Source organism: Herbaspirillum sp. 3R11 (assembly GCF_004563925.1).
Taxonomy (GTDB): domain Bacteria; phylum Pseudomonadota; class Gammaproteobacteria; order Burkholderiales; family Burkholderiaceae_D; genus Herbaspirillum.
In genome coordinates, this window is record NZ_SPNJ01000004.1 from 1 (window position 1) to 17,960 (window position 17,960).

20 protein-coding genes are annotated in these 17,960 nt (G+C 60.4%); 10 read left to right on the forward strand and 10 right to left on the reverse strand.

Translation table 11 applies throughout. The features are described from left to right. Nucleotides 1–204 (forward strand): hypothetical protein (locus E4P32_RS24225; RefSeq protein WP_209208172.1); only part of this gene is annotated, 204 nt, incomplete at its 5' end. 77 nt (nucleotides 205–281) lie between these two features. On the opposite strand, the gene E4P32_RS16935 is transcribed toward E4P32_RS24225, so the two are convergent. Continuing rightward, complete coding sequence (locus E4P32_RS16935) at nucleotides 282–1,058, reverse strand: enoyl-CoA hydratase (protein ID WP_116436392.1); 777 nt, start codon at nucleotides 1,056–1,058, stop codon at nucleotides 282–284. A gap of 164 nt (nucleotides 1,059–1,222) precedes the next feature. Here E4P32_RS16935 and E4P32_RS16940 point away from each other — a divergent pair, with 164 nt between their 5' ends. Continuing rightward, nucleotides 1,223–1,660 (forward strand): universal stress protein, encoded by a 438-nt coding sequence (locus tag E4P32_RS16940; protein ID WP_116436393.1) that lies wholly within the window; start codon nucleotides 1,223–1,225, stop codon nucleotides 1,658–1,660. Nucleotides 1,661–1,745: 85 nt separating this feature from the next. On the opposite strand, the gene E4P32_RS16945 is transcribed toward E4P32_RS16940, so the two are convergent. Then, nucleotides 1,746–2,948, reverse strand: coding sequence for a murein transglycosylase A (locus tag E4P32_RS16945; protein WP_116436394.1), 1,203 nt, complete (start codon nucleotides 2,946–2,948; stop codon nucleotides 1,746–1,748). A gap of 174 nt (nucleotides 2,949–3,122) precedes the next feature. Continuing rightward, the gene (gene apaG, locus E4P32_RS16950) at nucleotides 3,123–3,497 is read right to left on the reverse strand and encodes a Co2+/Mg2+ efflux protein ApaG (RefSeq protein WP_053195104.1); all 375 of its coding nucleotides are present in this window, start codon (nucleotides 3,495–3,497) and stop codon (nucleotides 3,123–3,125) included. 146 nt (nucleotides 3,498–3,643) lie between these two features. Between apaG and rpe the strand changes: the two genes are divergently transcribed. The 7 genes from rpe (at nucleotide 3,644) to trpC (ending at nucleotide 9,957) form a co-directional block, all read left to right on the forward strand. After that, the gene (rpe, locus tag E4P32_RS16955) at nucleotides 3,644–4,306 is read left to right on the forward strand and encodes a ribulose-phosphate 3-epimerase (protein WP_116436395.1); all 663 of its coding nucleotides are present in this window, start codon (nucleotides 3,644–3,646) and stop codon (nucleotides 4,304–4,306) included. Nucleotides 4,307–4,326: 20 nt separating this feature from the next. Then, on the forward strand, nucleotides 4,327–4,995 hold the full coding sequence (locus tag E4P32_RS16960; RefSeq protein WP_116436396.1) for a phosphoglycolate phosphatase: 669 nt from the start codon (nucleotides 4,327–4,329) through the stop codon (nucleotides 4,993–4,995). Between the two features lie 288 nt (nucleotides 4,996–5,283). Beyond that, nucleotides 5,284–6,795: an anthranilate synthase component I gene (trpE, locus tag E4P32_RS16965; RefSeq protein ID WP_116436397.1), complete on the forward strand. Its 1,512-nt coding sequence runs from the start codon at nucleotides 5,284–5,286 to the stop codon at nucleotides 6,793–6,795. Continuing rightward, a complete protein-coding gene (locus E4P32_RS16970) occupies nucleotides 6,796–7,371 on the forward strand; it encodes an aminodeoxychorismate/anthranilate synthase component II (RefSeq protein ID WP_116436398.1) in 576 nt (191 codons plus the stop codon). Nucleotides 7,372–7,406: 35 nt separating this feature from the next. Beyond that, nucleotides 7,407–8,444, forward strand: a complete 1,038-nt coding sequence (gene trpD / locus E4P32_RS16975) for an anthranilate phosphoribosyltransferase (protein ID WP_116436638.1) — start codon at nucleotides 7,407–7,409, stop codon at nucleotides 8,442–8,444. Nucleotides 8,445–8,498: 54 nt separating this feature from the next. Further along, the gene (locus E4P32_RS16980; protein ID WP_116436399.1) at nucleotides 8,499–9,131 is read left to right on the forward strand and encodes a LysE family translocator; all 633 of its coding nucleotides are present in this window, start codon (nucleotides 8,499–8,501) and stop codon (nucleotides 9,129–9,131) included. A gap of 25 nt (nucleotides 9,132–9,156) precedes the next feature. Beyond that, nucleotides 9,157–9,957 (forward strand): indole-3-glycerol phosphate synthase TrpC, encoded by an 801-nt coding sequence (gene trpC, locus E4P32_RS16985; RefSeq protein WP_116436400.1) that lies wholly within the window; start codon nucleotides 9,157–9,159, stop codon nucleotides 9,955–9,957. A gap of 89 nt (nucleotides 9,958–10,046) precedes the next feature. Here the strand turns inward: trpC and E4P32_RS16990 are convergent, their stop codons facing one another. After that, nucleotides 10,047–10,808 (reverse strand): 3-oxoacyl-ACP reductase family protein, encoded by a 762-nt coding sequence (locus E4P32_RS16990; protein ID WP_116436401.1) that lies wholly within the window; start codon nucleotides 10,806–10,808, stop codon nucleotides 10,047–10,049. A gap of 166 nt (nucleotides 10,809–10,974) precedes the next feature. On the opposite strand from E4P32_RS16990, the gene E4P32_RS16995 reads away from it, so the two are divergent. Beyond that, nucleotides 10,975–11,916, forward strand: coding sequence for a LysR family transcriptional regulator (locus E4P32_RS16995; RefSeq protein WP_116436402.1), 942 nt, complete (start codon nucleotides 10,975–10,977; stop codon nucleotides 11,914–11,916). Between the two features lie 4 nt (nucleotides 11,917–11,920). Here the strand turns inward: E4P32_RS16995 and E4P32_RS17000 are convergent, their stop codons facing one another. From E4P32_RS17000 to E4P32_RS17025, 6 genes are all read right to left on the reverse strand, one after another. Further along, nucleotides 11,921–13,378 (reverse strand): DHA2 family efflux MFS transporter permease subunit, encoded by a 1,458-nt coding sequence (locus E4P32_RS17000; RefSeq protein WP_116436403.1) that lies wholly within the window; start codon nucleotides 13,376–13,378, stop codon nucleotides 11,921–11,923. Between the two features lie 35 nt (nucleotides 13,379–13,413). Further along, nucleotides 13,414–14,985 carry a ubiquinone biosynthesis regulatory protein kinase UbiB gene (ubiB, locus tag E4P32_RS17005; RefSeq protein WP_116436404.1) on the reverse strand — a complete coding sequence of 524 codons (1,572 nt, stop codon included), beginning with the start codon at nucleotides 14,983–14,985 and terminating at the stop codon, nucleotides 13,414–13,416. Next, nucleotides 14,985–15,566, reverse strand: coding sequence for a sterol-binding protein (locus tag E4P32_RS17010; RefSeq protein ID WP_233526763.1), 582 nt, complete (start codon nucleotides 15,564–15,566; stop codon nucleotides 14,985–14,987). Before E4P32_RS17010 ends, ubiB begins: the two co-directional genes overlap by 1 nt. Nucleotides 15,567–15,684: 118 nt before the next feature. Beyond that, nucleotides 15,685–16,656, reverse strand: coding sequence for a TIM44-like domain-containing protein (locus E4P32_RS17015; protein WP_116436405.1), 972 nt, complete (start codon nucleotides 16,654–16,656; stop codon nucleotides 15,685–15,687). A gap of 35 nt (nucleotides 16,657–16,691) precedes the next feature. Then, nucleotides 16,692–17,426 carry a bifunctional demethylmenaquinone methyltransferase/2-methoxy-6-polyprenyl-1,4-benzoquinol methylase UbiE gene (gene ubiE / locus E4P32_RS17020; RefSeq protein ID WP_116436406.1) on the reverse strand — a complete coding sequence of 245 codons (735 nt, stop codon included), beginning with the start codon at nucleotides 17,424–17,426 and terminating at the stop codon, nucleotides 16,692–16,694. A gap of 60 nt (nucleotides 17,427–17,486) precedes the next feature. Beyond that, the gene (locus tag E4P32_RS17025; RefSeq protein WP_116436407.1) at nucleotides 17,487–17,903 is read right to left on the reverse strand and encodes a DUF971 domain-containing protein; all 417 of its coding nucleotides are present in this window, start codon (nucleotides 17,901–17,903) and stop codon (nucleotides 17,487–17,489) included. Nucleotides 17,904–17,960 lie beyond the last annotated feature (57 nt).

The window sequence follows — 17,960 nt, forward strand, 5'->3', positions numbered from 1 at the left end:
AACTTCTCACTTCCTGAAACCTTTTTTACTTCCTTTTCCCCACCTCCGGCGCGCTGCGTCTTGCTGTTTGCTGCGTCGCTCTGCAGCGGGGAGGCGAACTATAGCAAAGCTTTTCCCATCCGTGCAATACTTTTTGAAAAATTATTTAAACTTTTTATCCAACCGCTCCGCAAACCCGCTCCAGCTCTGGATTTGCAGCCGTAAATAATTTTAAAAACAAAAGCATGAAGCCCGCCCCTTGCGGGACGGGCTTCATTTTCAGTACAAATACCGGCAGCAGATTATTGATTCTTGAAGCTCGGCGCCCGCTTTTCCAGGAACGCCGCCATGCCTTCCGTCTGATCTTCGGTAGCGAAGCAGCTGTAGAACAAGGCGCGCTCATATTTGATGCCCTCGGTCAGCGTGGTTTCGTAGGCCCGGTTCACCGAATCCTTGACCATCGCCGCTACCGGTTGCGACATCTCGGTGATGACGATGGCTGCGGCCAAGGCCTCATCCATCAGCTTGTCGGCGGGGACCACGCGCGACACCAGTCCGGCGCGTTCGGCTTCCTGTGCATCCATCATGCGTCCGGTCAGGCACAGGTCCATGGCCTTGGCCTTGGAGACCGCGCGCGGCAGGCGCTGGGTGCCGCCGGCGCCGGGCACGATGCCCAGCTTGATTTCCGGCTGGCCGAACTTGGCGTTGTCGGCGGCGATGATGAAGTCGCACATCATCGCCAGCTCACAGCCGCCGCCCAGCGCGTAGCCGGCCACTGCTGCGATGACCGGCTTGCGCACGCGGCGGATGGTTTCCCAGTTTCGCGTGATGAATTCGCCTTTCAGCACATCCATGTAGTTATAGCGCGCCATCACCGAGATGTCGGCGCCGGCGGCAAATGCCTTTTCACTGCCGGTGACGATGATGCAGCCGATGTTTTCGTCGGCGTCGAAAGCCAGCAAGGCGTTGCCGAGGTCGATCATCAGCGCATCGTTCAGCGCGTTCAGGGCTTTGGGCCGGTTCAGGCGGATCACCGCAACCTTGCCAATGGTCTCGGTCAGAATGTTTTCGTAGCTCATCTGGTCTCCTCTATATAGGGGTAGCGCGATAGTTGAATGTACCTGCCGCGTCGATTGTAACGCCAATGAATTTGCGCCATGTCAAAGCCCCCAGGAATTTGTCCCGGCCGCCAAGGTCAGAGCCTATACTGGGGTATCCCTTCACAACAACAGAGGAGGATCATATGTTCAAGACCATTCTTGTCCCGACGGACGGATCGGAACGCTCCGACAAGGCCATCGCCAACGCCATCGACTACGCCCAGCACTGCAAGTCCAAGATCATCGGCATTTCTGTGGCCGAGCCCTATCCGTTCTCGCCGCTGGCCGAAAGCTCCATGGCAATTGACCCTGGGATCTACGAAGAGAATGTCCGCACCCTTGCGGAACAGCATGTGAAGAAGATTGCCGACGCCGCTCTGGCCGCCGGCGTGGAATGTGAAACCACGACGATACTGTCGTTCGCACCGGACGAAGAGATCGTCAACGCCGCCAAGAAATACGCCTGCGACGTTATCTTCATGGCCTCCCACGGACGCAGCGGACTCAGTCGACTATTTCTCGGAAGCAAGACACAGAAGGTGCTGGCGCACTCCACCATTCCCGTTCTCGTATTGCGCTGACCCTTACCAATAACAAAAAACCCGGCTTGCTCTATATAGGCAAGCCGGGTTTTTATTGGAAACGCCTCAATACAGGCGATCAACCTCAGGAATTCGGCAACAGCACCCACATCATGCCGCGCTGCTTCATGCCGCCGGCCTTTTCGCCCGCTTCATTGCCGAAACCCCAGAAGAAGTCAGCCCGCACCGCGCCGCGAATGGCGCCGCCGGTATCCTGCGCCAGCACCAGCCGCTGCAGAACCGCATCGCTATTGGGCTGCGTCGTCGCCAGAAACACCGGCGCCCCAAGCGGGATATGCTGCGGATCAACCGCAATCGAGCGCTGACCGGTCAGTGGCAAGCCCATCGCGCCTTTCGGCCCTTTAGACGGATCCGTGATTTTCTCTTCCTTGAAGAAGATATAGCTAGGATTGACATTCAACAGCTCGTTCTGGCGCGACGGATTGGCAATCACCCAGGCCTTGATGCCCTGCGCAGACGCCTGCGACAGAGTCATTTCACCCTTGTCGACCAGATAACGGCCGATCGACTTGTACGGATAACCGTTCTGATCGGCATAGGCCAGGCGCACGGTTTCCTGCGTATCGGTCAGCTGGACGCGGCCCGAACCCTGCACCTGCAGGAAGAAGGCCTCCACCGGATCATCCACCCAGACCAGCTCCTTGCCCGCCAGCGCGCCCGATTGCAGCAGCTCGGCGCGCGAGGAATACGGCACCACCTTGTTACCGACCACGCGCCCACGCAGGCGCATGTTCTTCAGCTCCGGATACAGGCTGGCCAGGTCAATGGTGAGCAAATCGTCGGGTGCTCTATATAGAGGGGTCTGATACGGCCCGCCGCGCTTGCGCGAACCGCGCAGCAAAGGCTCGTAGTAACCGGTCACCAGCCCGGTGTCACTGCCGTCCGGGTTGAATACCTTGTACGGCGTGAAGCCGGATTCGAAAAACGCGCGAATCGCACCCTCGTCATCGGCATTGACCTGGCGCGCCGCGGTGCAGGCGTTTTTCCATTCGGTGCGGCGGATCAGCGTCTGGCACGAGGTCAGGAAAGCCGGCCAGGCGTCGCGCAAGCTATCCCGGTCCCAGCCCGGCATGGCGGCGAAGCTGCTCTTTTGCATTCCCTGAGCCTGGCCTTCCGGCTGAGCCGGGGCGGTCGGCTTGGACGGCGTCACGGGCGGCGTCGGCTTGGCCGGCGGTAACGGCGTGGTGCTGCAGGCGGCAAGGGATACGGCGACGATGACGGCTAATGCGGGTAAACTGCGGCGGATGCTCGTTTGAATAAGTGACATTGAGGAAACATGAAATGTGGTGGTTAATACTCGAAGCCGGCGCAGCCTTCTTTATTTTCGTATTCATTGTCTGGTGGACCATGTTTTCCGGACGCAAGCCGGATCGATCCGCTCAGGCAAAAAATCCCGTCGATAAAAAAGACGACAGCCAGGCTTGAACCCTGGTGCAAACGCTTAATGCAGCGTGCGCGGCAGCGACAGGATGAACTCCGGGATCTTCACGTCGAACTGCTCGCCGTCCTCGGCGACGCAGAAATACTCTCCGTGCATCGAACCCTGCGGCGTCTGCAACGACGTGCCGCTGGTGTATTCGAACTGTTCCCCCGGTTGCAGGAAGGGCTGATGCCCGACGACACCCAGACCACGCACCTCTTCGGCGTGGTTGTTGGCGTCGGTGATGACCCAGTGGCGTGAAATCAGCTGGGCCGGCACCTGTCCGGAGTTGACGATGGTGATCGCATAAGCGAATACATAGTGCGAACGCGCCGGATCGGACTGCTCTTCCAGATATTGCGTCTTGACCGTCACCGTTAACTCATACGTCGCCATGCGGATTTCCTCGATTTTGTAAAAAGCCTGGCCCATTCCACACGAAATCAACCTCAAGTGCAAGGCTTGCAACAAAACCGTACGCGGCGAACGGGTAAAATAGCGCATCTTCAATCGCTCTACAGCCTTCCATAAGCCATATCGCCATGCCTAACTACCGTATCGCCCCCAGCATCCTGTCCGCCGACTTCGCCCGCCTGGGCGAGGAAGTCCGCAATGTCGTCGCTGCCGGCGCCGACATCATCCACTTCGACGTGATGGACAACCATTACGTTCCCAACCTGACCATCGGACCTTTGGTTTGCGAAGCCATCCGCCCGCATGTGCAGGTGCCGATCGACGTCCATCTGATGGTCAAGCCGGTGGATCGCATCATTCCCGACTTCGCCAAGGCCGGCGCCAACATCATCACCTTCCATCCGGAAGGCTCCGAGCACATCGATCGTTCGCTGCAACTGATCCGCGACAACGGCTGCAAAGCCGGTCTGGTGTTCAACCCGGGCACGCCGCTGCATTTCCTCGATCACGTCATGGACAAGATCGACATCATCCTGATCATGTCCGTCAATCCGGGCTTCGGCGGCCAGTCCTTCATTCCTGAAGCGCTCAAGAAGATCGCAGCCGTGCGCCGCCGCATCGACGAATCCGGCCGCGACATCATGCTGGAAGTCGATGGCGGCATCAAAATCGACAATATCGCAGCCGCCGCCAAGGCCGGCGCCGACACCTTCGTGGCCGGCTCCGCCATCTTCGGCAAGCCGGACTACAAGGCCGTCATCGACGCCATGCGCAGCGAACTGGCCAAGTAAAGCAATCCCGGAAAGATCCCATGCTCGACAACATCAAAGCCGCCATCATCGACCTCGACGGCACCATGCTCGACACCGCGCCGGATTTCCACGTCGCGGTCAACCGCATGCGCGCCGACCTGGGCCTGGGGCCGCTGGCGATGCAGACCATCGTCAATTTTGTCGGCAAGGGATCGGAAAACCTGATGCGCCGCGTGCTGGCTGTCGATTACGACGAAGACGGCGTGGAACAGCGCTTCGAGGAAGCTCTGGCGTCCTACCAGGAGCATTACCTCGCCATCAACGGCGACTACGCCACGCTCTACCCGAATGTGATCGAAGGCCTGCAGGCGCTCAAAGCCAAGGGCCTGCGCCTGGCCTGCGTAACCAACAAGCCGATTGCCTTCGCCCTGCCGCTGATGGACAAGAAAGGCCTGTATCCCTACTTCGACGTGATTTACGGCGGCGATTCCCTGCCGAAAAAGAAGCCCGATCCCCTGCCCTTGCTGCAGGTTTGCGCAGATTTTTCCCTGCAACCGTCGCAGGTGGTCGCCATCGGCGACTCGTCCAACGACGCGCAAGCCGCACGGGCTGCGGGTTGCAGGGTGTTGAACGTACCTTACGGCTACAATCACGGCGAACCTATACACAACGTCGATTCCGATGGTATAGTTCCAACGCTGCTGGATGCAGCGCACCAAATTTCGTAGTGAAAAAGCTTTCTTACTGAACACATACGACAAATGTTTCTCAACAAAAAACTCAACGCCAACAAATCAGCCGCCCCTGAGGCCTGGCTGTGGCGACGCTGGCAATCCTGGGCTAACTAACCCACGTCAGCTGCTGGCCGCTCCCGTTTTTCTTCCCCGCGTGCCAGCAAGTTTTTTGCAACACCCCCTGTTTAAACACATCGCTTTCGTCGGCACGCGCTTGCCGGGACGCTTCAAGTCGTCCTGCACCCTGCAACCCGTCTACAATAGCGGTCCTGGAGAGAAACGATGACCGAACTCGAATTCAAATCGCTGGCCGCACAAGGCTACAACCGCATTCCGCTGATCGCCGAAGCCTTCGCCGATCTGGAAACCCCGCTGACCCTGTACCTCAAACTGGCGCAAACCCAGAACGCCGGCAAGAACACCTTCCTGCTGGAATCGGTAGTCGGCGGCGAGCGTTTCGGCCGCTATTCCTTCATCGGTCTGCCGGCCACCACCAAGCTGCGCAGCTTCGGCAACAAGATCGAAGTCCTGAAGAACGACAAGGTCATCGAATCGCTTGAAGGCAATGCGCTCGAATTCATCGCCGAATTCCAGTCGCGCTACAAGGTCGCGATCCGCCCCGGCATGCCGCGCTTCTGCGGCGGCCTGGCCGGCTACTTCGGTTATGACGCCGTGCGCTACATCGAGAAGCGCCTGGCCGACAGCGCGCCGAAAGACGATCTCGGCCTACCCGACATCCAATTGCTCGTGACTGAAGAACTGGCCGTCATCGACAATCTCTCCGGCAAGCTCTACCTGATCGTCTACACCGACCCGTCGCAGCCGGAAGCCTTCAGCAAAGGCCGCCAACGCCTCAAGGATCTGCGCGCCATGCTGCGCCGTGGCGCCGATGCACCGGTCACCAGCGGCTCGGTGCGTACCGAAACGATTCGCGAATTCCCCAAGGATGAATACCTGAAGGCCGTCGCCAAGGCCAAGGAATACGTCATGGCCGGCGACCTGATGCAAGTGCAGATCGGCCAGCGCCTGAAGAAATCCTACGTTGACTCGCCGCTGATGCTGTATCGCGCATTGCGTTCGCTGAACCCGTCGCCGTACATGTACTTCTACAACTTCGGCGACATGCAGATCGTCGGCGCCTCGCCGGAAATCCTGGTGCGCAACGAAACCATCGGTCAAACCTCCGACGGCGAAGCACAAAAGAAGATCACTATCCGTCCGCTGGCAGGCACGCGCCCACGTGGATCGACACCGGAGCGCGACGCCCAGCTGGCCACAGAACTGCTGGCCGATCCGAAGGAAATCGCCGAACACGTCATGCTGATCGACCTGGCGCGCAACGACATCGGCCGCATCGCCGTCACCGGCAGCGTCAAGGTCACCGACCAGATGGTCATCGAAAAATATTCCCACGTGCAGCACATCGTCTCCAACGTCGAAGGCCTGCTCAAACCCGGCCTGTCGAATCTGGATGTGCTGAAAGCCACCTTCCCGGCCGGCACGCTATCGGGCGCGCCGAAAGTGCGCGCGATGGAAATCATCGACGAGCTGGAGCCAACCAAGCGCGGCATCTACGGCGGCGCCTGCGGCTACCTGTCGTTCGGCGGCGAAATGGATGTCGCCATCGCGATCCGCACCGGCGTCATCAAGGACGGCACGCTGTACGTGCAAGCCGCCGCCGGCATCGTTGCCGACTCGGTGCCGGAAATGGAATGGGAAGAAACCGAAAACAAGGCGCGGGCTGTGCTGCGCGCTGCCGAACAAGTGCAAGACGGACTGGATGGAGAAATCTAAATGCTGCTGATGATCGACAACTACGATTCCTTCACCTACAACATCGTCCAGTATTTCGGCGAACTCGGTGAAGAAGTGCTGACCATCCGCAACGATGAGATCACGCTGGCCGAAATCGAAAAACTGAATCCGGAACGCATCTGCCTGTCGCCCGGCCCTTGCAGCCCGAAAGAAGCCGGCATCTGCATCGACCTGCTCAAGCACTTTTCCGGCAAGCTGCCGATTCTCGGCGTCTGCCTCGGCCACCAGGCCATCGGCGAAGCCTTCGGCGGCAAGGTTGTGCGCGCCAAGCAAGTCATGCATGGCAAGACCTCGAAGATCGCCCATACCGGTGTCGGCGTGTTCAAGGACATCCCCAGCCCTTACACCGTGATCCGCTATCACTCGCTGGCCATTGAGCGCGCCTCGCTGCCCGACTGCCTCGAAGTCACCGCTTGGACCGACGATGGTGAAATCATGGGCGTGCGCCACAAGGAGTTCGATTTGCAGGGCGTGCAATTCCACCCCGAATCGATCCTCTCCGAACACGGCCACGCCTTGCTGAAGAACTTCCTGACCGGCACCGCCCGCTCTTGAACGCCGTCGTCCCGTTGACATCATCCGAGAACATCATGTCCATCACGCCACAAGAAGCCTTACTGCGCTGCATCGAGCACCGCGAAATTTTCCACGACGAAATGCTGACGCTGTTCCGTCAGATCATGAGCGGCGAGATGTCGCCCGTCATGATCGCCGCGCTCACCATGGGCCTGCGCGTCAAGAAGGAAAGCATCGGTGAAATCGCCGCCGCCGCGCAAGTCATGCGCGAGTTCGCCACCAAAGTGCCGATGGCCGACACCAGCAACCTGCTCGACATCGTCGGCACCGGCGGCGACGGCGCGCACACCTTCAATATTTCCACCGCATCGATGTTCGTCGCCGCCGCCGCCGGCGCGCGCGTCGCCAAGCATGGTGGCCGCAGCGTATCGTCGTCATCCGGCAGCGCCGACGTGCTGGAAGCCCTCGGCGCCGACATCAACCTGAAACCGGAACAAGTCGCGCAATCGATCGCCCAGACCGGTATCGGCTTCATGTTCGCCCCCAACCACCACGCCGCCATGAAGCACGCGGCGCCGGTGCGTAAGGAACTGGGCGTGCGCACCATTTTCAATATCCTCGGCCCGCTGACCAACCCGGCCGGCGCGCCGAACATCCTGATGGGCGTGTTCCATGCGGATCTGGTCGGTATTCAGGTACGCGTGCTGCAACGCCTCGGCGCGCAACATGCGATCGTGGTCTGGGGCCGCGACAATCTGGACGAAGTCACGCTGGGCGGCGCCACCATGATCGGCGAGCTGGTCAACGGTGAAATCCGCGAATATGAAATCCATCCGGAAGACTTCGGCATGAGCATGTTCGCCAGCCGCAACCTGCAAGTCGCCAATGCCAGCGAGTCGAAGGAAAAAATCTTCGAAGCGCTCAAGGGCGTGCCGGGTCCGGTGCACGACATTGTCGCCATCAACGCAGGTACGGCGCTGTATGCAGCCGGCATTGCGAGCTCGATCGAAGAAGGCCTGAACAAGGCGCGCGCGACCATTGCTTCCGGTGCGGCGCTGGCCAAGGTCGACCAGTTCGTGAATGCGACGAAGCAACTGGGCGGCAAAGGCTGATCTTTTAAAGCCACTATTTGGAACTGATCTTTTCACTGACGGAAAGGCGCACACATGATTCCCCTGAACGATTTGCTGATCTTCGCGCTGGCCGCATTGGTGCTGGTGCTGACTCCCGGTCCCAACATGATGTATTGCGTGTCGCGCTCGATCTGCCAGGGACGTGCGGCGGGGATGATTTCGCTGCTGGGCGTGGCGGCCGGTTTCGTGGTCCACATGCTGGCGGCGACCTTCGGCCTGACTGCCTTGTTCCTCGCGGTGCCGCTGGCCTATGACCTGATCAAGTATCTGGGCGCGGCTTATCTGCTATGGATGGCGTGGAATGCAATCAAGCCGGGCGGCGCGTCGCCGTTCCAGACCCAGGACCTGCCGCATGACAGCAATGCGACCCTGTTCCGCATGGGTTTCCTGACCAACCTGCTCAATCCCAAGGCGGCGATGTTCTACATGTCGTTCCTGCCGCAATTCATCCATGCCGAACACGGCCACGTGATGCTGCAAAGCCTGACGCTGGGCGTGACGCAGATCGCCGTCAGCTTCACCGTCAACGGACTTCTGATCCTGACGGCCAGCGCGATTGCCGGCTTCTTCTCCAGCAATCCGGGCTGGATGCGGGTGCAGCGTTATGTCATGGGACTGACGCTGGGCGCATTGGCGGTTCGGGTGGCGCTGGATCAGCGCAAGTAACATCAATAGTAATCAAGGAATTTTCATGTCTGACATCCTCAACAAGATCCTCGACGTCAAAGCTGACGAGGTCAAAGCAGCAAAAAAACACCGCGACCTCGCCAGCCTGCGTCGCGACGTCGAATCCGACACCGAAGCGCGCGCGCAATTGCGCGGCTTTGAAGCCGGCCTGCGCAGCAAGATCGCCGCGGGCAACGCCGGCATCATCGCCGAAGTCAAAAAGGCCTCGCCATCCAAAGGCGTGATCCGTCCCGATTTCAAGCCGGCCGAGATCGCCGTCAGCTACGCCGCTCACGGCGCAGCCTGCCTGTCTGTGCTGACTGACGTGCAATTCTTCCAGGGCGCGCCGGAATACCTCAAGCAAGCGCGCGCCGCCTGTGCGCTGCCGGTGCTGCGAAAAGACTTCATGATGGATATGTATCAAGTCTATGAAGCGCGCTCGTGGGGCGCCGATGCCATTCTGCTGATCGTGGCAGCGCTCGACCACGGCCTGATGACGGAGCTCGAAGCCTGCGCCCATGAACTCGGCATGAGTGTGCTGGTGGAAGTGCACGACGGCGTTGAGCTCGACGCCGCATTGAAACTGAAGACCGCGCTGCTGGGCATCAACAACCGCAACCTGCGTACCTTCGAAACCACGCTGGACACGACGCTGAATCTGTTGCCGCGTATTCCATCCGACAAACTGGTCATCACCGAATCGGCCATCGCCACACCGGACGACGTCAAGCGCATGCGCGACGCCAAGGTCAATGCCTTCCTGGTCGGCGAAGCCTTCATGCGCGCACCGGAACCCGGCGTCGAGCTGGCACGCCTGTTTGCTTGAGTTGGTCTGAATTTGCCCGATTGCCGGAGCAATAAAAAAGCGGAGCCCGAAAGCTCCGCTTTTTTTACGTCTATCGCTTTGTGAGTTGATCAGGCAGAGAAGCCGCCGTCGATCGTCAGGCTGGCGCCGGTGATGTAACCAGACTCAGGACCTGCCAGATACGCCACGAAGCTGGCGATTTCTTCTGCCTTGCCGTAGCGTGGCAACGCCATCAGGCCTTTCAGCGCGTCAGCGAAGTCGCTGTCAGCCGGATTCATGTCGGTGTCGACCGGACCAGGCTGCACGTTGTTGACGGTGATGCCGCGTGGACCGAGGTCACGCGCCAGGCCCTTGGTCAGGCCGACGATAGCCGACTTGCTCATGGCGTACACGGCGCCGCCGGCGAACGGCATGCGGTCGGCGTTGGTGCTGCCGATGGTGATGACGCGGCCGCCTTCACGCATGAAGCGCACGGCTTCCTGGGTGGCGACGAATACGCTGCGCACGTTCACGTCCAAGGTGCGGTCCAGATCTTCCAGCTTGAATTCTTCCACCGGGCCCATTGCCAGCACGCCGGCATTGTTGACCAGGATGTCGAGGCGGCCGAAGGTTTCAGCGGCGATGCGGATCGCTTGTTGCAACGCGGTGCTGTCCGAGCTGTCGGCCTGGATTGCGAGTGCACGACCGCCCTTGGCTTCAAGTTCGCTGACCAGCGCTTGCGCCTTGTCCGGCGAGCTGACGTAGGTGAAGGCGACGATCGCGCCTTCCTGCACCAGACGCTTGACGATGGCGGCGCCGATGCCGCGCGAACCGCCTTGCACAAAGGCAACTTTGTTGGACAGGTTCAGAGTGGTGTTGGTGTTTGCAGTCATGATATTGCTCCTTGTTTGGGTAAGAAAGAATGAACGTATGGCCTGCGGTTTCCTTGGGTTGGACTCGAATTCCGTTTGGCTTGGACTGAAGTATGGGGTAGCGATTATGTTTAAACTAGATAGCAATCACTATCTACTTTTTAAACATTATGTTTAAAATAGACCCATGGAATCCTTGACCAGCATTGAGTGTTTTGTCGCCTCGGCCGAAGCCGGCAGCTTCTCCGCAGCCGCGCGGCGGCTCGGCCTGACCTCCGCGGCGGTCGGCAAGAATGTCGCCCGGCTCGAGTCCAATCTGGGGGTGCGGCTGTTCCAGCGCAGCACGCGCAGCCTGCGCCTGACCGAAGCGGGGGAAAGATTCTTGCAGGAAGTCAGCGGCGGCCTGTCCAGCATCCAGAGCGCGGTCGCCAACCTGGCCAGCGCCGGCGGCCAGCCGGCCGGCGTGCTCAAGGTCAGCATGGGCACCGGCTTCGGCCGGGAATACATCGTGCCGCTGCTAGGTGGATTTCTGGAGCGGTATCCGGCCATCTCGCCGGACTGGCATTTCGACAATCGCCCGGTGGATCTGATTACGGAAGGTTTTGATGCGGCCATCGGTGGCAGCATTGAACTGCCGCCCGGCATCGTCGCGCGCGAGCTGGCGCCGGCGCATCGGGTTCTGCTGGCGTCCCCGGCCTATCTGGCGTCGCGCCCGCCTATCCAGACACCTGAAGACCTCGCCCAACACGACGGCATCCTGATCCGCTCGCCGCAGACCGGCCGCGTGCGTTCATGGACGCTGCGCAACGGCAAGGCACAAGGCAAGAATGACGGCATGCAGGCGGTGATCGACCTGAAGGTGAAAATGACCATGAGCGACCCCAACGCCGCCTGCGAGATCGCCGAGATGGGCCTGGGCATCACGCTGACCGCGATGCCGCACGCAGTGGTCTATCTGGACAAGGGATCGTTGGTGCGGGTATTGCCGGACTGGTATGTCGACGGCGGCATGCTGGCGCTCTACTTCGCCGCGGCGCGGCTGCTGCCGGCCAAGACGCGCGTGTTCGTCGACTATGTGGTGGAGCATTTCCGCAGCGAGCAACTGGCGCAACGGTTTTCGGCGTTCTGAAGAATTAGCTGCTCTTGGTCTTCGCTGCGCCGCGTACGCCGCCGCCGAGATTGTCGCCGGCGTCTTTCGCCAGGCTGCGATAGCCAAGCGCCGAACACAGCGTCAGCAAACCTGCCATGACAAACGCCCAGTGGAAATCGGTGACGGAGAAATGCGCTTCCCCGCCTGATGTAACTGCGACGTCGGCGCCGCCGTTGAAATACGACGCCACGCGCAACGCCAGCGCACCAAATGCAATCCCCATCCCAATCGTCATCTGCTGCGCCACGCTCCACAAGGTGGAAGCGGCGCTCTTTTGCGCTTCGCTGACGTCCGCGTAGGCCAGGGTCGCCAGCGTGGTGAACTGCATCGAGCGCGACAGACCGTAGATGAAGATCGTCATCAGCACCACCGGCACCGGCGTCGTTGCGGTGAGCAGACCGCACGCCAACACGAACACGCCGGCAATCGCCGCGTTGTTCAGCGCCACGCGACGGAAGCCGAAACGCTGCAGCACGCGCGTGGTGAACATCTTCATGCCCAGGTTGCCGAGCGCACTGGCCAGCAGCAGCAAGCCGGAATGGAATGCCGACAAACCGAAGCCGATCTGGAACAGCAGCGGCAACAGATATGGCACCGCCTCGATGCCGATGCGCGTGAACGAACCGGCGACGACGGTCACATTGAATGTCGGCACCTTGAGCGTGGAATAGTCGAGCAGAGGATGTTCGCGGCGCATGCCATGCCGATACGAAAACACGCCAAGCGCGATCCCGCCGGCGATGAACAGCACTGCCACCAGCAAATTGGTTTCGGTGTGGCTGGCCAGCTCGGTGCCGTACAGGAGCGAAGTCAAGGCCGTGCCGCTGAGGAAGAAGCCGACCATGTCGAGCGGCTTGCGCTGGTTGTCGCGCTCGTTGGGAACGATGCTGAGCACCGCGATCAACGCGGCGATGCCGAACGGCACGTTGATCAGGAAGATCCAGTGCCAGGAAAAATAGGTGGTGATGAAACCGCCGAGCGACGGCCCCACGACCGGCGCCACGATCGCCGGCCAGGTGATCGTCGAGATTGCCTTCATCAGCTTGTCCTTGCTGGTGTTGCGCACCACGATCAGGCGACCGACCGGCACCATCAGCGCCCCGCCCATGCCTTGCAAAATGCGGGCGGCGGTAAATTCAAAGACGTTGCCGGAAATCCCGCACAGCACCGACGCCAGCGTGAAGATCACGATCGCCGAAGCAAACACCGTTCGCGATCCGATGCGATCGGCGATCCAGCCGCTGATCGGGATGAACACCGCCAGCGTCAGCATGTAGGCGGTCATGCCCAGACTCAGCTCGTTCGGCCCCACCTTGAACGCCTGCGCCATCTGCGGCAATGCCGTCGCAATGATGGTGGTGTCGAGGTACTCCATGAAGAAGGTCGCCGCCACGATGAACGGCAACCAATGTGCGCGCGATGGAGTCTGTGCGGCTGTCATCCCTGTTCCGTCCCTGTTTTTATTCTTGTAACGCCTCAGTAGCGCAGGAAATGCAGCAGCACCTGCACCACGATGATCCCGCCGATCAGACCGCCGCCGAAATACACGATCACCCCCAGCAGCAGATTGGTGCGGCGCTGTTCGGCCACCAGCTTCCTGAGCAGGTCGGCGTTCTGGTCATGCTTGCCGCCTTCAGTCGCCATCGTCAGCGCCTGATGCGCCAGCCGTGGCAATTGCGGCAACAAGCGGCTGTAGCGCGGCACTTCGACCTTGAGCTGCTGGATGAAGCCGCGCCAGCCGATCTGCTCGTTCATCCAGCGTTCCAGATACGGTTTCGCGGTTTTCCACAAATCGAGTTCGGGATCAAGTTGGCGACCCAGGCCTTCGACGTTGAGCAGCGTCTTTTGCAACAGCACCAGTTGCGGCTGCACTTCGACATTGAAGCGGCGCGATGTCTGGAACAGGCGCAACAGCACCTGGCCGAACGAGATGTCTTTCAGCGGCCGGTCGAAAATCGGTTCGCAGCAGGCCCGTACCGCCGCCTCGAGTTCGTCGACGCGCGTGTCTTTCGGCGCCCAGCCGGATTCGATGTGCGCTTCGGCAACGCGCTTGTAATCACGCTGGAAGAACGCCAGGAAATTCTGCGACAGGTAATCCTTGTCGAAGTCGGTCAGCGTGCCGACGATGCCGAAGTCGAGCGCGATATAGCGACCGAAGGTGGCGGGTGCGGTCGACACCAGGATATTCCCCGGATGCATGTCGGCATGGAAGAAACCGTCACGAAACACCTGCGTGAAAAAGATCTCGACGCCGTCGCGCGACAGCTTGCTCAGGTCCACGCCTTCGGCCTGGAGACGCTCGGTCTGGCCGATCGGAATGCCGTGCATGCGTTCCATCACGATCACCGACGAGGAACAATAGTCCCAGTACATCTCCGGCACCATCAGCAGATCGGAGTTGGCGAAGTTGCGGCGCAGCTGACTGGCGTTGGCGGCCTCGCGCATCAGGTCGAGTTCGTCGTGCAGGTATTTGTCGAACTCGCCGACGACTTCCTTGGCCTTGAGCCGGCGCCCGTCGGCCCACAGACGCTCGACCCAGTCGGCGGCGATGTGCATCAGGCCGATATCGTGGTCGATGGTGCTGCGCATGCCGGGACGCAAGACCTTGACGGCGACTTCGGTGCCGTCTTTCAACGTGGCGAAGTGCACCTGCGCAATCGAGGCGGACGCAATCGGCGTGCGGTCGAAGCTGGCGAACAAGACATCGGGATGCGCGCCCAGCGATTTCTCGATCTGCGCAATCGCGAGGTCGGAATCGAACGGCGGCACCCGGTCCTGCAAGCGCGTCAGCTCATCGGCGATGTCCAGCGGCAGCAGGTCGCGCCGCGTCGACAGCACCTGGCCGAACTTGACGAAGATCGGACCGAGGTCTTCCAGCGCACGGCGCAGGCGTTCGCCGCGCGGCGTGGAAATATCGCGCCAGAAAAAAATGCCGTTGAGCAGGCGCGTGATACGCGGCGTGTCGAAGCCGGAGATGGCGATTTCATCGAGGCCGTAGCGTATCGCCACGCGTACGATCTTGAACAGACGCAGGGAACGCAAGAACATCAGCGGCGCTCCAGCTTCTCTATCCGCTTGGACAGGCGTTCGAGATCGTCGCGCAGCTTGACGACCTCGCTGGAAAATTCACTCATGACATGCGGGCGTATCAGCATCGGTTGTTCTTCCAGGAAGTATTCGGCGACATTTTCGGCGAGTTGTTTTTGCGTGGTCTGCGCCGCAGCGGCAATCGACTTGGCGCCGGACACGATGCGCGTGGCGGCGATATCGCCGACCACCTTGCCGAGGTCTTCTTCCGCATCCCAGCGCAGCGACTGGCTCAGCTGGGAAATGGCATTGGCGAAGTCGGCATCGCCTTCGATCCTGACGTAAGACACGGCGCGCTCGCGGTTGGCCAGGATCAGTGGCAAATCGGACAACTTCAGGTGGATGGTCACGGCCGGCACGGCGTTGTCGTCGGCATTCTTGAGGAAGCCGTCGCCGGTGACGGTGAGCATCAGTTGCGCCACGCCGGCGTCGATGCAAGCGGTCTTGTCGCGATGGGCAATGAGCTTGGCCTGCGCCCACGGCTCTTGCGCGAGCAAATGGTTGATGACGGCGGCAGCTGGACGCAAGAGGGAAGAGAGCATGGGAGTTCGCGGCATCAAAAAAGAAAACCGCCCGAGGGATGTCGGGCGGTTTCAAGTTTAACAGTTCTTGGCGCTGCCCAGTAAGTCGGCAGGCCGGATGATGACAGCAGCTGCGAGCTTAGACCTGCTGAATACCAGCCAGCACCCAACCGCTCGCGCCGTTGACCGGCTTGGACAGATTCCAGATTTCCGCGAACGGTTCGGCCGAGGCGTCCGGCGCTTCCTTGATCAGGCCGGTGAACTTGATGGTCGCGAGGTAATCGTGCTCCAGCGTTTCAATGCCGAGCAATTCGCCGTCGATCTGGACGACGTCGGTGTTGTTTGCCACGGTGCCGCGTTCCTGCAGTTGCAGACGCAATTCGCCGAACATTTCCGGCGTGGTGAATTCGCGGATGTCGTTGATGTCGCCCTTGTCCCATGCCGCTTGCAAGCGGATGAAATAGGTCTTGCCGCTGCGCACGAAACCGGCCACGTCGAAATCCGACGGGATGCCCCACGGGATGATCGGGGCGTTGGCGGCGGTGGCCGCTGCCGAGCCGAATTCATTGTTACCTTGCAGCGATGCAGGCGCCTGCACGCCAACCGGCTCGATACGCGAACCGATTTCGGGCGTATAGACCGCCGGTTCGGGTGCGCTGGCGTAAGCCGGCTGTGGAGTGAAGCTGTTGTTGCCGGCACTGCCCGTATTGCCGCCACTTTTTCTCGTGAACATGCGGAACAGGAACATCGCGACGAAAGCCAGCAGCGCCACCATAAGGATGGTGCTGAGCATGCTTGCCATGGCGCCGCCCATGCCGAAATGCGACAGCAGTGCGCCCAGGCCGAGGCCGAGCAAGGCGCCGCCGAGGATGCCCTTCCACGGGCTGGCCGGTTTCGGCGGCACCGATTGCGGTGCTGCAGCCGGCGCGGCCGGTTTGGCGGGTGCGACATTGGATGGCGATTGCGCCGGACGCGTCGGCGCCTGGCGCGCGTAGTTCGACGACTGCTTGCCGAACGAACCGCCGCCGCCGAGACGCTTGGCTTCAGCGCCCGACATCGCGACGGTCATGGCCGTCACTGCCAGCATGAGGATGACGAAGAATTTTTTCACACGAACTCCTGCTTAAATTGTCTCCAGCCCAGGGCTTAGAGTTTGATACCCGTATGCAAGGCGGCAACGCCCGCAGTCAGGTTGTAATACTGCACACGCTCAAGGCCGACGTCTTCCATCATCTTCTTCAGCGTTTCCTGATCCGGATGCATGCGGATCGATTCAGCCAGATAACGATAGCTTTCGGCGTCGTTGGCGACTTTCTGTCCCAGCCACGGCAGCACGGAGAAAGAATAGACGTCGTACGGTTTTTTAAGCGGCTCCCAGACCTTGGAGAACTCCAGCACCAGCAGCTTGCCGCCCGGCTTCAGCACGCGGCGCATTTCCGACAAGGCAACATCCTTGTGAGTCATGTTGCGTAGGCCGAAAGCGACCGACACGCGATCGAAGTAGTTGTCCGGGAACGGCAGTTTCTCCGCGTCGCACAACAAGGTGGGGGTCGGGATGCCCTTATTCAATAGGCGGTCGCGGCCCACGCGCAGCATCGATTCATTGATGTCGGTAAGCCAGACTTCGCCGCTCGGACCGGCCTGTTTGGCGAAAGCCTTGGACAGGTCGCCGGTGCCGCCGGCGATGTCGAGCACCTTGAAACCGGGACGAATACCGGCCTGGGCGATGGTGAATGCCTTCCAGATCCGATGCAGGCCGGCCGACATGAAGTCGTTCATGACGTCGTACTTGGCGGCGACGGAATGGAAGACTTCCGCGACTTTATGGACCTTGTCGTCTTCCGAAACAGTCTGATAACCGAAGTGGGTGGTGTTGGTCATGTGGCAACCTGAAATAAGGAATTCAAATAAGGCGACATTATAAGGGGTGGTCCGCGGCGCTCAATGATGATGGCCGCAGGCGCTGCCGCCGGCCGAACTCATGTCCTGGTCGCGACCGCTTTCGCGCGTGAAACCCGCCGCTTCCAGCTTTTGCAGATAGTTTTCCCACATGGCATCCTGGTCGCGTCCCAGTTGATACAGGTACTCCCAGGTAAAAATGCCGCTGGAATGTTCGTCCGAGAATATCGGTTTGATGCCGTAGTTGCCGACAGGTTCGACGCCGACGATGCCGACTTCACGCTTGCCGGTCTGCAGGGTTTCCTGACCGTGACCGTGGCCGCGCACTTCAGCGGAGGGCGAATACACGCGCAGCAGTTCGAACGGGATCGAGAACTGGGCGCCGTCGTCGAAGGCGACTTCCATCACGCGCGACTGCGTGCGGACCTTGAAGGATACGGGTGTGGGACCGGAGCTCATTGCGTGCGCTTCCTATTGTGTGGTGTCTTGCGAGATGAGGACGCAGGCAGTTGCCCG

Bases quoted from the DNA above. Each gene is read 5' to 3' on its own strand.
- E4P32_RS16935 (WP_116436392.1), bottom strand. From the start codon at position 1,058: ATGAGCTACGAAAACATTCTGACCGAGACCATTGGCAAGGTTGCGGTG.
- E4P32_RS16940 (WP_116436393.1), top strand. From the start codon at position 1,223: ATGTTCAAGACCATTCTTGTCCCGACGGACGGATCGGAACGCTCCGAC.
- E4P32_RS16945 (WP_116436394.1), bottom strand. From the start codon at position 2,948: ATGTCACTTATTCAAACGAGCATCCGCCGCAGTTTACCCGCATTAGCC.
- apaG (WP_053195104.1), bottom strand. From the start codon at position 3,497: ATGGCGACGTATGAGTTAACGGTGACGGTCAAGACGCAATATCTGGAA.
- rpe (WP_116436395.1), top strand. From the start codon at position 3,644: ATGCCTAACTACCGTATCGCCCCCAGCATCCTGTCCGCCGACTTCGCC.
- E4P32_RS16960 (WP_116436396.1), top strand. From the start codon at position 4,327: ATGCTCGACAACATCAAAGCCGCCATCATCGACCTCGACGGCACCATG.
- trpE (WP_116436397.1), top strand. From the start codon at position 5,284: ATGACCGAACTCGAATTCAAATCGCTGGCCGCACAAGGCTACAACCGC.
- E4P32_RS16970 (WP_116436398.1), top strand. From the start codon at position 6,796: ATGCTGCTGATGATCGACAACTACGATTCCTTCACCTACAACATCGTC.
- trpD (WP_116436638.1), top strand. From the start codon at position 7,407: ATGTCCATCACGCCACAAGAAGCCTTACTGCGCTGCATCGAGCACCGC.
- E4P32_RS16980 (WP_116436399.1), top strand. From the start codon at position 8,499: ATGATTCCCCTGAACGATTTGCTGATCTTCGCGCTGGCCGCATTGGTG.
- trpC (WP_116436400.1), top strand. From the start codon at position 9,157: ATGTCTGACATCCTCAACAAGATCCTCGACGTCAAAGCTGACGAGGTC.
- E4P32_RS16990 (WP_116436401.1), bottom strand. From the start codon at position 10,808: ATGACTGCAAACACCAACACCACTCTGAACCTGTCCAACAAAGTTGCC.
- E4P32_RS16995 (WP_116436402.1), top strand. From the start codon at position 10,975: ATGGAATCCTTGACCAGCATTGAGTGTTTTGTCGCCTCGGCCGAAGCC.
- E4P32_RS17000 (WP_116436403.1), bottom strand. From the start codon at position 13,378: ATGACAGCCGCACAGACTCCATCGCGCGCACATTGGTTGCCGTTCATC.
- ubiB (WP_116436404.1), bottom strand. From the start codon at position 14,985: ATGTTCTTGCGTTCCCTGCGTCTGTTCAAGATCGTACGCGTGGCGATA.
- E4P32_RS17010 (WP_233526763.1), bottom strand. From the start codon at position 15,566: ATGCTCTCTTCCCTCTTGCGTCCAGCTGCCGCCGTCATCAACCATTTG.
- ubiE (WP_116436406.1), bottom strand. From the start codon at position 17,426: ATGACCAACACCACCCACTTCGGTTATCAGACTGTTTCGGAAGACGAC.
- E4P32_RS17025 (WP_116436407.1), bottom strand. From the start codon at position 17,903: ATGAGCTCCGGTCCCACACCCGTATCCTTCAAGGTCCGCACGCAGTCG.